Raw genomic sequence first — 12,854 nt, 5'->3', positions numbered from 1 at the left:
CTTCCCAAACAAGAAGATGAGGAGTAAGATTGAAAAAAGCAGTAGCATTCGTTTTGTTGATTATTACAATATCCCTCGTTGCTGAAACAGCGCCACCCGAGGTTGTTCAATTGGTAGAAGCTTATAAAAATGCACTCAATTTACGATCGATAGAACCGCTTTTGCCATATCTCGACAAGGATTTTGATTTTTCTGGCGCTGGGCCAGAGGTTTCCTCTATGGTTTTTGAACAAATAATCTCGATGGGTGTTCTCCAAATTGGCGAGGTTAAGTCGGTCGAGATAGAAAGACATGGAGACCAAGCTAATGTTACTATTACAGCTGAGCTTGTAGCCGGTGATAATATGCAAGAGACCAATGATGAATTTGGAATAATTATGCGTGATGGTGTCTGGAAAATTTCGCGTATGGGAACTGGCGCACTTCAAGCGCTGGTGGTTGAAGACCCCACTAAGGATATGGGTTTCGCAATTGATGGGCCAGCTTTATCGGAGGTAAAATTTGCCGATGATCTCGATCATATAGTCGTGGAGGCTTTTTTCCATGGGGGAGAAAAAGTGAATCTCATTGTCGATAACGGCACACCCCTTTCTGTCTTAGACTCGGAAATGGCCTCCCGTTTCGCGCCAGTTGGTAATATGGTTATTGCAAAGGCTATGGGGGTCAGTGGCGATATTGAAAACACAGGCGCAGTTACCATCGATAGTGTTATTCTTGGGGACATTGTGGTTACCAATTTAATGGCCATAACAATGGACCTTTCTCACTTGTCCACCGCCCTCGATGTCGAAATCGCCGGTCTTCTCGGGTCGGATTTTCTTGGCAAATTTGCATGGACTATCGATTATTCCTCACGTAAACTCTTCTTGAGCCGTCTCGATGAAAAGGGCCAACTTATCGACCCTGAGGATAAAATATTATCTCGCGAACCGACTCACACAATCGGATTCGACCGAAAACTTCATTTGCTTTATACAACTGCGCAGTTTGCAAAAGGGCACTCCGGCTATATAGTCTTGGATTGCGGAGCTGGAGGCGGTGTTATGACACCGGAGTTTTTCAATGATCTACCACGGAAGAGCTACAAATCAGGTGAAAGCGACACACTTGTCGGTGCGGATAAGAAACGCACACCAGTAGAAAGCGTTTACCCAAAGAAATTAATCATCGGACCTGTAGTTCGTAATGATTATCCGGTGGTTATTAGTGATTTGTCACATATAAATTCCTTGGGGCTCCCGACTGCAATCGATGCAATAATTGGATATAATTTTTTTAAAGATTGGCTGATAACGACATGGTTTGAAAAAAACATAATCGAGCTCAGACCAATACCAAAATGAAATGGAGGTTCCATTGAGATTCAGGTTCTTCACGGCGATTTTATTCGCTTTGCTTAGTTTCGCCGCCTTCGGGCAGTTCGACTTGTTAAGCGCGCTTCCCGATGTTCCGGAAGTTACACCTCAGATCACCCCTGGAGCGTGGGTGGAATATATGATAAAAGATAACGATGGTAATGCTCAGAAGATGAAGTTTTCCATAATTTCTCAGGAGAAGGAAGACGACATCGAGTATTATTGGTTCGAGCTAAAAACTACGGATCAAGAGGGTAAATGGAGTATCTTCAAATTTAAAAGCACCGATCCGAAAAATAAAGAAGCCGCTGTGTCTTTGATAATTCAGATTCAGGGAGAACAGCCTCGCCAGATGGATTTTATGCTTCCGTCAAATAGACCGGTTGCCAAAGGCGCCGAGACTGAACCCGTTGAAGAAATTGAAATTCCAGAAGTCGAGATCGATGTCAAAAAGGATGTTACTATTGAAGTCGCGGCTGGCAAATTTAAATGCGACAAATATACAATCACGGATGAAGAGGGAAAAACAGAGATATGGATATCCCCGGAGATTCCGATAGCCGGTGTTGTAAGGGCTATTCGCGAGGGCGAAGGTTTGACAGAGCTTACTAAATATGGGGAAAAGGGAGCGAAGTCTGAAGTATCGGGAGCAACTCAAAGCATAGAATTACCCAAACTACCCGACCTAAAGCGGTTATTGAAAAAACCCGAATAGAAAAGAATTAATTGGATTTATCGGGGTTGGCCTACCACCTAGGTGTGTCGCCCCGATTTTTTTTGTCTTTACAAGACATGCAAAATTCGATTGGGAACTCGAACGCAACAGATACCATACTATAATTCGGTTTAAGCGTGACATAGCCGGTTGTGCCAGTCGAGTTGCGAAGAGCGAGATTTGCAGTAGCATCAATGTCAGCATATGCTATTTTGATTGTTTTCAATGAAGCTGTTTCATATTCGAAGTAAAAAGCATAGTGGTCGCAAAGACGCACGCGCATGCCGGCTCCAAGATTGAGACCGTTTGAGAGGGCCGTTGCACTTTCTAGAGTAATGAAGTCTATATCATAACCAAAATGGACAAATGCTTGCCATCTATCGCCGACCTCGGCCGACCATCGAAAACGGCCAACAAGATTCATATTTTTCAAATCCCATTTATCCTGGCCATAAACGCTAACGCCATTCTCCAGTTCGATGGTCTGGAACCAGAATTTTGCCGGCGCATACTCGAATTGCACCTCGAAATCACAACGGTTCTTGCGCTCGTGGATTTCGGGTCTGAAAAATATGCCCAGTTTACCCCCTAAGGATAATCCCCTGTCTGGTGCAACATCGAGGCTGTTAAGAGTCAATGTAGGAGTTGCTAATTGTGCATATGAGATAGGCAGATTATGTGCTGTAATCCCAAAGTGCCCGGAGGTCAACATAGGTGCAAAATAGAACCCGGATTTTGCATCGTTCGGCGCAGCAATTGAGGTTATGGCTAAAAAGAGAAGAAAAATCGCGACTGATCTTATCATGACCCCTCCATTCCAATATTTAATATAACTCAATAGTAAATCTAGATATTAAAAGTGGTCATGTCAAGGAAAAAATTAAGAGGAAGGTGCAACCTTGTTATAATTAAAGAGTTAATGGGTTCGTATTATCCTTTATCGTCCTCTTGATTATGATTTGAGTGAAGTGGTTTTTCTACCTTGTCATATGCTAAGATTATTTTTTGTACCAAACGGTGCCGGACAACATCGGTTTCGTTGAGATAAACAAATTCGATCCCCTCTATATCCTCGAGCACCCTTTGCGCGTCGATAAGGCCGCTAGCTTTGTTGGTTGGAAGATCTATCTGGGTTATATCACCGGTGACAACGGCCTTCGAGTTCGTCCCGAGACGGGTGAGAAACATCTTCATTTGGCGGATAGTCGTGTTTTGTGCTTCATCTAGTATCACGAAACTGTTGTTGAGAGTTCTACCGCGCATATAAGCAAGCGGCGCGACTTCTATAGTTCCTTCGGCAATAAGTTTGTCGAAACGGGAAGATGGCAACATTTCATAGAGAGCATCGTAAAGCGGCCTGAGGTATGGATCGACTTTTTCTTTAAGATCTCCCGGTAAGAAACCCAGCGATTCATCTGTCTCGACTGCCGGTCGAACCAATACTATCCTCGTACATTGGCGCTCTTTGAATGCGCGAATTGCGCAAGCCACTGCAAGGTATGTCTTCCCTGTTCCAGCTGGGCCTATCGAGAAGATGAGGTCGTTTTCCGCAATAGCCTTTATATAAAGGCTTTGCCCTTCGCTTCTTGGACGAACCGAATCGTTACAATTGGTGAGGACGATACGTTCTTGTTCTGCAATATCGAAGTTGTTTGAGGGGAGTTCATTTTTTGTCAGTCCGATAGCATATTCGACGGCCTGTTCCGAAAGAACTCCGCCATTCACAAGATGTTCAATCATCTGGTTGATTATCGACTCGACGGCGCGTGCGCTCTCGAATTCACCAAAAATCTGAAGTTCATCGCCTCGTGCAACAAGTTTAACTGGGAATTTTAGTTCTATATCACGAACATAGAGATTTCGCGGCCCGAAAAGACCGCGTTGATCGATATCTCGGAGTGATACCCTAATGGATTTTCCAGAAGTGCTAATGTTTTTGTAATTATTCGGCATTTTCCCCTTTTTCGATTTTTATTCCAAGTTCATCGAGTTGTTCAGGGTCAACGGTGTTGGGGCAATTGTCCATAAGCGATTGCCCAGCAGTGGTTTTCGGAAAGGGAATAACATCACGGATGGAGTTTCTACCGGCGATGAGCATGATCATTCGGTCGTAGCCGAAGGCGATACCACCATGAGGTGGTGCGCCATACTTCATAGCATCCAGGAGGAAACCAAATTTCTCGCGCGCTTTCTCCTCGGTGAGCTCAATAACTGAAAGAACCCGTGCGAGGAGGTCCGAGTCGTGTGTTCTAATACTTCCACCGGCGATTTCATGGCCATTGAGAACTAGATCGTAGGCTCGAGCGTGCACGAGAGATGGTTCTGTCTCGAGCAGGTGTAAATCCTCGGGTTTCGGCTGGGTAAAAGCATGATGACGTGCTACCAACCTACCGGTGTCCTCTTCCTCTTCGAACATCGGGAAATCAACAATGAAGTGAGCTTCCCATGCATTCTCAGGGATTAACCCGAGAGAGTGGGCTAGGTCAACACGCATGACACCGAGAACCCTTTCGCAAATCTTGATGGAATCCGCGACAAAAACAATAATTGAGTTTTCAGGCGGATCGAAATCGGTTCGAATACCGGCGATTTCATTTTCCGATAGGAATTTTGAGATGCCTCCCACAAACTCGCCATTTTCAAATTTAGTATAAGCTAATCCTTTTGCCCCAAGTTTCTGAGCCTTCGAGGTAAGTTCATCTATTTGTTTACGCGAAAGGGCTGCGCCTCCGGGCACGCATATTCCGCGAACAGCTCCATCAGATTTGACAGCACTGGAGAAGACTCTGAATTCGCTGGTTTTTGCAAGCTCGGAGATATCGTGAATCTCAAGACCATATCGAAGATCAGGTTTGTCGCTACCATAGAGAAGCATCGCTTTGTCGTAGGATATTCGCGGGATCGGTAGTTTGAGATTGACACCGGATAGCTTCGAAAGAAGCTTTGCAAGTAGTCTTTCCGCAAGGCTGAGAATATCGTTTTCGTCAATGAAGCTCATCTCGATATCTATTTGTGTGAATTCAAGCTGACGATCTGCGCGAAGGTCCTCGTCGCGGTAGCAACGGGCAAGTTGAAAGTAGCGATCGAAGCCGGAGATCATTAGCAATTGCTTATATACTTGTGGTGATTGTGGAAGGGCATAGAATTTACCCTTCTGCATTCTGCTTGGAACGAGAAAATCTCGAGCACCCTCCGGTGTTGAGCGGACGAGAGTTGCGGTTTCTATTTCTAAAAAGTCTTCATCGAAGAGAAAATTCCGAGTTATACGGCTAGCCTTGCTTCTGAGAATCATGGTGTCACGCATCTCGGGACGTCGTAAGTCGAGGTAACGGTATTTGAGGCGTGTTTCTTCGCTTGCTTTGACTTCATCCTCGATAACAAAAGGAGGTGTTTCCGCAATCGATAATACCTGCATGTTTTCGATAATAACCTCTATCTCGCCGGTCAGAAGCTCTGGGTTCCTGGCCTCTGGTGGGCGGACTGTAACTGTGCCTGTAATCGAGATCACGGTCTCGTGGCCAATCTTTTCAGCGCGCTCGAAAAGCTCCTTCGATTCAGGCTTAAAAGTAAGTTGAGTTCTTCCGTATCTATCGCGAAGATCGACAAAAAGCACTCCGCCGTGATGGCGTTTGTGATGGACCCATCCAGCCAATTTCACTTGTTCGCCAGCAAGATTTGCGCGGAGTTCACCGCAATTATGTGTTCTTAGCATATATCTCCTTTTTTTAGGCTTTTTATTTTACATGTCGAAGCATGTATTGTCAACTTGTTTTTGGCACTTGGAGTAAAGACCTTTCCAAGACTTTAAATGTAAGACGCTCTGGGAGAACAGCATTTTGCAAGGTTATAAGGATATAATTAAAAGACATTTACATGACGTCGAGCTATCACTTTTGGATCGAATGCAAAATTAGATAATGTGTTCAAATACACTCGATAAGAATAATAATATAAACCATTTAATCATGGATGAATTTTATAATCCTTTATAAATTTGCGAATTTATCTATGAGCACAAATAAATAAAAACTTGACATAAAAGGGCTTTTTCTTAGAATTTTCCATGAAAGAGAGGTATATATGAAGAAAAAGCGGGACATATTGTTTTTTGCGTTAATCGCAACTTTTGTTGCGATAAGCTCGGTTTATGCTATCACCAGAAGCATATATATTTGGGATGCCGCTGCCCCCGGAGCAAATTTCCAACACCCGGATTCGTCATCGACATTTATAATTCGTCCTCGCGATGGATGGTTAGAGGCTATTAATGCTATTCAAGCCGATGAAGGCGGAGATATTTATGGAATGCGAGATACGCTACTATACTCTTACGGGACAGACTGGCCTTCAGACCTTAATCCCTTCAGCATAGTTATAATCTCGATGGGCTGGATCGATGGTAGTGGTCCCGATGATATCGATGCCGCAAAGCAAGCTCAGATTATTGCTTACCTCGATGCTACCGGCAGAACTCCCGGTTCGCAAACAGCTGTTGTTCTCGAGGGTAACGACTTCGCTAAACTATATTGCGATACCTCCGCTTCCCATTACACTTATGCAGGGACTTTTGCCGATTATACCGGGGCACTCCTTCTTGTCGATGATGGCGGTGCACCGGACATGCTTGTGGGTGAGGACAGCTCCTTCGCCGATGGAATGAGCTTCGATTATCACCCGACAGAGGGTGCAACATCGAGTGTGGACGATATTATAATTAACGATGCGGTATGGGATAGCCACCATCTGCGTTATGTCTTCAATGCCTCGAGTAAATGCCCGGCAAGAGGGATACAACGCAGAAGCTATTCGCCTGGCGCGATGGTAACATTGCCATTTCAGTTCGGCAATATCCCGCGCGGTGGCAATAGTAAAGAGGAGCTTTGTGCAAGGTTATTAGATTTTTGTGTGATGCCTTTGACCGATATCACGACGGCACTCTCAGGCGATACGCTCTTTATGGATTCGGTTTTCACTATTGGATTCGACACATATGATAACCGGTGCGTAATTCTCGCCGAGATAGAATATACTACAGATGCCGGCGCAACATGGCATATGGTTAATCAGGTGTCTTATCCTACCGAGCACGAGGATTTTGAATTCAATCTTCCACATACTCATGGTGGTGAATGCTATTTCCGAATTACTGTTCACGATTCAGTGTTCAACTCAACGGCCGATACATCGGAATCATTTGTTCTGCTAGATCCGACGCTTGTTGATGACAAGATATTGCGTCCTGATGAGATTTCCATAACGACATACCCCAATCCTTTTAATGGTGAGGTATCAATCCGCGCCCGTGCGCCGTTCGATTCCGAAGTGCAGATATATAACATTTATGGGTCGATGCTAGTCAGAATCCCATCGGTTGCACCGGAATGTGAGGTTATTTGGAACGCGAGCGCTGAGCCGGTAGGTATTTACTTCGCTCGCATTGCCAATTCGTGTGCGCGAACCAAGTTAGTTTTTATTAAATAATATTTTTCATTGTAGAACCCCCCCCTGCTATGGCTTATGACTGGGAAAACGAATTAACTCAGTGGTTTTCGAGGTATGGCATAAGTGAAGATATTTCTTGGGCCTCGGTTGCCTTTTTTCAAAAGGTCTTCGAAAACACCAAAGGCGTCTATAACGCCTGGTTTGGTGTTCATTTGTCCACAATAAGTATCATTGTCTATGGGATTTATCTTGCGGCAATATGTTTCGACTGCAAAGACGAAGGTGTATGGCTTTTGGTGGATCATTCCCCTCTGGATATCGATGGGATTGAGTATCGCCCGGAGATATTCTCCAATAATCCCAAGTATCCATTAATTTGGGCGTATTTGAAGTCGATATCGGGACTTCCAGGATTAATAAGTAACAAAGCCCTTTGGGCCTCATTCTCAAGAGCCACCGAAAAATATATAAATTCCGGGCGTTTTAGAAATGGGGATTCCTTCCATATTGATCTAGATAAGGGGCAGTCTGAAGAATCTATAGAGGATGAAGTAACATTTCACAAAAAAGTGGTTTGTTCGCTCAGAGATGATCCTTGGATGCGGTGGGAACGCCTTAAAACAGCGCCTGTAATGCCAAAAAGAATAAAAATTGTATCTACATCTTTTATACGCAATATTGATGTTGTTGCCGAGGTTCTTTATCGTGCTAATGGGAAATGAGAGTGTTGTGGGAAACTCGCTCCATTTAAACGCCTATCGGACGGCACTCCTTATCTCGAAGTCCATCATATTCAGGCTTTGTCTGAAGGTAATGAGGATAGTGTCGAAAATGCCATAGCCTTGTGTCCCAACTGCCATAGACAAGCGCATTACGGGGAAAATCCAATTAAACCGCTAAATACACTATCAACAGGCTAATAATAAACTATTTTGGGAATTCGTCTTTAAGAGGCCTTGTCATCAAGGCGTAAGAAACCTCTAACGGAGTTTTATTTTCTTCTATTACTTCCGATACTTGTTCTGTAATAGGAAGCTCTACGCCATGCTTTTTTGCAAGTTCTAATGCGGCCTTAGCTGTGAAAACACCCTCTGCTACCCATTTATTCAGCGAGATTATCTTTGAGGCGGGATTTCCCTGAGCAAGCATTTGTCCGAAACGATAATTACGCGATTTTCCGCTAGTGCAAGTAAGAACAAGGTCCCCGAGGCCTGCGATTCCGAATGCGGTTTGAGGGTTAGCGCCTAAGGCCAAGGTTAATCTCTGCATTTCGGCGAGGCCGCGAACGATAAGCGCCGAACGCGCGTTTTCCCCGAGGCCAAGGCCATCAGACATGCCCGATGCTAGAGCAAGGACATTCTTTAACGCGGCACTTAACTCGACACCGACTCGGTCGTCGCTACTGTATGCACGAAGGTAATCTGAAGCGACTATGCGTCGAACATCCCTGGATAATTGAATGTTGCCGGCAGCTACCATCACTGTTGGGCGCTCTTTCGTGACCTCGTCGGCGAAAGATGGTCCTGATAAGGCTATAGTCTTTAATGGGATTTTCAGGGCTTCATCGATGATTTGAGAGGGTAGTTTACCGGTGCTTCGTTCGATACCTTTAGATAGGCTGATAAAAATTTGTGCCTTTGAGATGTCGTGAGGAGAGATTCTGCTGACTACCGAAGCGAGGTTTTGGACGGGCACCGCGAAAAAGATGGCTTTCGCGCCTTCGACAACAGTAGATAGTTGAGTTGTTGGTTTAATAAGTTTGGGTATTTCAATCCCGGGCAGGAAGTCGTTATTTTCTCCTTTTGTTATATTTTCTGCAGTTTTATTTTCGTAGCACCAAAGGGAAATTTTATACGCCTGTTTCGCTAGATGAATTGCAAAGGCAGTTCCCCATGCCCCAGCACCGATCACGCCCAACTTCATTGTGCCATCCTTTCTTTCGAGTATTCACGGATAGTTTTGCACTCATGGAGTTCGTCTTCGAATCGCTCGAATAATGCTTTATTATCAGTGAAATCAAGGGCTTTATCACAGTGAAAAATCGCGCGGTCCCACAATTTTAGGTCCTTAGCGGCGATAGCTGAAAAATAATGGATTTCGATTGCATTGGCCCCCTGCTTGATACCGAGTGTGTCGAGGGCGCAACTGAGTGATTCCGCTGCAACGAGGTATTTTGAAAGGTCTTTCAAGGCTTCCGCGATAGAGAGCTTATACCATAACGGAAGAAGGCTCGACGGATATTTTTCCTCAATGTAACAGCTATATGCTCTGGCTGAATCGAACTCTTCGGACTTGCAGAAAATATATACCAATGCGTGGGCAGCGGCATCACGAGAATAATGAGATTCAGTAAATGCCGTGCGAAGTAATTCAAGGCCCTCTTCACGGTTGTCCGGAACGAGAGGAAGGTAAGTCAGAAAACCGAGGCTTCGACTAACCCAATAGTAATAACCTCCAGCACCTAATGCCGCGTCAGCACGGGTTTCCTGGGAATCCATCGCAGTTTTTAAATAATCTAAAGCCTCGCGCGAGGTATTGTAAGCGGAAAAGTAGTTACCGGACTCGATTTCGGCCATGGCTTTATATCCCAATGAAGAACCAATGATCCAAAAATTCCAAGGGTCAACAAGGTTTTCCGAGGCAAGCGTTATAGCACTGTCGAGAATACAATTCATTGTAAAAATTTCACTATAGTCCTCGTAATGAGTCATTTTATCATGAAGATTAGAGCCTTTTAAAAAAAGCGGTGCTGGATCGTTAGGAAAAACCAGCCTTAACGAGTCGATTATAGTATCTGCTTTGGCATATCGGTGGTCGAAACGACAGGCTATGGTCGATTGAATAATGGGTCGAACATTCTCATCAGAAAGAATTCCTGAAAAAGACGTGCATACTAAGGATAGAAAAAGCACTAGCGTGAAAGCCATAGCGCAATCCTTTCTTCGATCAAGTTTTTGAGACTAGTATTATACCCTCGTGAGATAACCTCGAAACGCAAATCGGTTCCCGGGCAGAAAATGATTGCGGGCAGGGCTTCCATTTTAAGGGCCTCGAGTTCGTGGTATCCGAGGAAACTCATTGTAAGCGTGGCGCCTTTATCGATAAGTGTTCGTCTTTCAGAATCGTATTTGGGAGATTCGTCGTTATCTTCCTCGATTATGATATTAAAAAACCTAATCGAATCGCCAAATTCGGCGGAAAGCCCGTCTATAACCGTTTTCGCTCGAATAGAGGGTTCAGCCTTTGGGTCGAATATGGCCAGTATAGTCGGTTTATTAGCTTTGATTTGTGTATGAGTAAAAGGATTTCCAGAGAGGTCGTTAAGTGTGAACACCGGGAGTATTCCTGATTCGGTTTGCTCCTCCATATACTGCGGCGCTGAAACTTCTATTTCAATTTCCGTGATTTCGCCTTCTTTTATTGCAAATGGAAAGGTTTGCACCCACACGCTTCCGGTGTTGTCTCGAGTGCCGTTTTGGAGAACATATTCACCAACGCCCAATTCAAATTCGAATATGCCCGTTGAATCGGTGGCCGTTCCAATCTCATCGAGCGGCCAATAGGCGCCTCCACTGAAAACAGTTACGCTGAAATGCTCCCATTTATCCACAGGCTTGCCTCTGCGGTTTATATAAACCCTTAATTTGCCTATCGGTGTGTATTTCGAGGTATTGAAATCATACTCGAAAGCGCTTTTTACATTGACAACGGTTATTCCTCCGGGGTATTTTTCCGCCGGATAGGCGAAATCTCCGAAATGCTCTGGAGAATCGGGATATAAAGGAAACCAGCTGTCTTCCTTAACATCGAAAACCTCTACCCAGTTCATGGAAGCGCCCTCACCACGAACGGTGCGAATCGAAGCATTTCGCGATGGTATTCCAAGTGATTTCAGAATGGCAACTGTAAGTGAAGAGATTTCCGAGCGCGAGCCTTTCCTCCGTTTGTATGTCATATCTGGGGACTGCATCCCACCAAAGAAATCCCATCCCGAGGTGTCGATATTTTCGTCGATCCACCCGTTTATCTTTCTTGCTGCTTTTTTGGGGTCTCCCGTCCCGAATGCCTCGCTGGAAAACTTATCGAAAAATATTTTGCGCCAGAGGGTAACCGGTTCATAACTTAAACGATATGCCAATATATATGGCAAAAACATGCTGTCAGGTATTCCCCATGGTGCTTTTTCCCGAGCGGCATAGGCAAATTCGAGGTGTTCTGTTAAAATTCGGTTTGTTGCCAGTAAACGGTCAAGGTGAGGCATTATATTGATTAGCCATATTGCGGATTCGAGTTTGATATTATTGTCACTGAAGTTCTCGATAAAAGCAGCTAACTCTTGCCAATTACCCAATGCGTCGGCATATGCTTCGAAAAGGGATTCCCTCAGCGAATCGGGAGCGATTTCCGCTGCCTCGGTTGCGGAGAGGCTATCGAAATCCTCCGGCGAGGTCTGAGATACTATTGCAGTGCAAATCAATATCATTAAGAAAATGAGTTTTTGCATATATCCTACCTTTTGATTTTTTAGAAAGATTAAGCATATTATGCGCTCGATCAATCATAAATATCGGAGGTGCTATCGTTTTATCGGGCAAAGGTGTAGTTAAACTACACCTTATGGAATTTCCATCCCGACAACACTTCTCGGATGTAACTCTCGATATAATCCAATACCGCTTCGGAGTATTGCTTGGCCTCGTTTTCATCGAAGCGGGGCATTCCTTGCCCTTCTTTATAAAGCAAGATCGAGCCTCCATTAGGGTATGGATATGCGCCATCACGAACCAGAAAGCTTTCTCTTTGAATGTTTTCCTCTTTTTTTACAAGGGTGTTATCAGCAGACATAACCATATATGTTTCATCGGTTCCGCAGTGGCCGCCGGCCTCTCCGAGGAGCTTCTCTGTCAGCGGTTCGCAGAATTCCCACCAATGCAAAACAATACTATTGCCCGAGGTCTTTTCCCATAGTTTACGCGCGACTCGTGCAAGCTCGTCGATATGCCCTCCGTGGCCATTCATAAAAACTACAAACTTGAAACCGGCGCGAATTAATGATTCAGCAATATCGAAGATATAAGCCTCGAAATGCTCACTCGAAACACTCATCGATCCGGGAAGTGGGAGCAGAGTTCGAGTGATACCGTAATTCACCGAGGGCGCAATAAGCATGTCGAGCCTTTCGGCAAGGTGTTCGGCAATAAACTCCGGAATTGTTATATCGGTGCCGAGATTGGTGCACCCATGTGCCTCCATAGTGCCTATAGGTAATATAACTCCGTTTATTCTCTCGATGATGTCCGTAAACTCATGCCAATTAAGCCTTTGAATCTTCCTTTCCATGT

The 12,854-nt window shown here is 44.7% G+C and carries 10 protein-coding genes and 1 pseudogene; 4 read left to right on the top strand and 7 right to left on the bottom strand.

What is annotated here, in order from left to right:
- Positions 1-29 precede the first annotated feature (29 nt).
- Positions 30-1,343 carry an aspartyl protease family protein gene (locus KAH81_06250; GenBank protein ID MCK5833256.1) on the top strand — a complete coding sequence of 438 codons (1,314 nt, stop codon included), beginning with the start codon at positions 30-32 and terminating at the stop codon, positions 1,341-1,343.
- A 13-nt stretch (positions 1,344-1,356) separates the two neighbouring features.
- Entirely contained in the window at positions 1,357-2,070 is a 714-nt protein-coding gene (locus tag KAH81_06245; GenBank protein MCK5833255.1) for a hypothetical protein, read from the top strand.
- Positions 2,071-2,101: 31 nt separating this feature from the next.
- Here the strand turns inward: KAH81_06245 and KAH81_06240 are convergent, their stop codons facing one another.
- The 3 genes from KAH81_06240 to aspS all read right to left on the bottom strand — a co-directional run bounded on the left by KAH81_06240 (position 2,102) and on the right by aspS (position 5,782).
- Positions 2,102-2,875, bottom strand: a complete 774-nt coding sequence (locus KAH81_06240; protein ID MCK5833254.1) for an outer membrane beta-barrel protein — start codon at positions 2,873-2,875, stop codon at positions 2,102-2,104.
- A 125-nt stretch (positions 2,876-3,000) separates the two neighbouring features.
- Positions 3,001-4,023: a PhoH family protein gene (locus KAH81_06235; GenBank protein ID MCK5833253.1), complete on the bottom strand. Its 1,023-nt coding sequence runs from the start codon at positions 4,021-4,023 to the stop codon at positions 3,001-3,003.
- A complete protein-coding gene (aspS, locus tag KAH81_06230) occupies positions 4,013-5,782 on the bottom strand; it encodes an aspartate--tRNA ligase (protein MCK5833252.1) in 1,770 nt (589 codons plus the stop codon). Before aspS ends, KAH81_06235 begins: the two co-directional genes overlap by 11 nt.
- Before the next feature lie 368 nt (positions 5,783-6,150).
- On the opposite strand from aspS, the gene KAH81_06225 reads away from it, so the two are divergent.
- Both KAH81_06225 and KAH81_06220 read left to right on the top strand, forming a co-directional pair.
- Positions 6,151-7,551 (top strand): hypothetical protein, encoded by a 1,401-nt coding sequence (locus tag KAH81_06225; GenBank protein ID MCK5833251.1) that lies wholly within the window; start codon positions 6,151-6,153, stop codon positions 7,549-7,551.
- Between the two features lie 29 nt (positions 7,552-7,580).
- Positions 7,581-8,432, top strand: a pseudogene (locus KAH81_06220) (HNH endonuclease).
- A gap of 7 nt (positions 8,433-8,439) precedes the next feature.
- Here the strand turns inward: KAH81_06220 and KAH81_06215 are convergent.
- From KAH81_06215 to KAH81_06200, 4 genes are all read right to left on the bottom strand, one after another.
- Positions 8,440-9,435, bottom strand: coding sequence for an NAD(P)-dependent glycerol-3-phosphate dehydrogenase (locus tag KAH81_06215; protein MCK5833250.1), 996 nt, complete (start codon positions 9,433-9,435; stop codon positions 8,440-8,442).
- Positions 9,432-10,439, bottom strand: a complete 1,008-nt coding sequence (locus KAH81_06210) for a hypothetical protein (protein MCK5833249.1) — start codon at positions 10,437-10,439, stop codon at positions 9,432-9,434. Before KAH81_06210 ends, KAH81_06215 begins: the two co-directional genes overlap by 4 nt.
- A complete protein-coding gene (locus KAH81_06205) occupies positions 10,424-12,016 on the bottom strand; it encodes a hypothetical protein (protein MCK5833248.1) in 1,593 nt (530 codons plus the stop codon). The genes KAH81_06210 and KAH81_06205 overlap by 16 nt, the downstream gene beginning before the upstream one ends.
- 104 nt (positions 12,017-12,120) lie before the next feature.
- Positions 12,121-12,852: a creatininase family protein gene (locus tag KAH81_06200; protein MCK5833247.1), complete on the bottom strand. Its 732-nt coding sequence runs from the start codon at positions 12,850-12,852 to the stop codon at positions 12,121-12,123.
- Between the last annotated feature and the right edge of the window lie 2 nt (positions 12,853-12,854).

This window comes from bacterium (assembly GCA_023145965.1).
Classification (GTDB): domain Bacteria; phylum UBP14; class UBA6098; order UBA6098; family UBA6098; genus UBA6098.
Note: the sequence above shows the minus strand (reverse complement) of the source record. Positions and strands in the feature narration are given on the sequence as shown.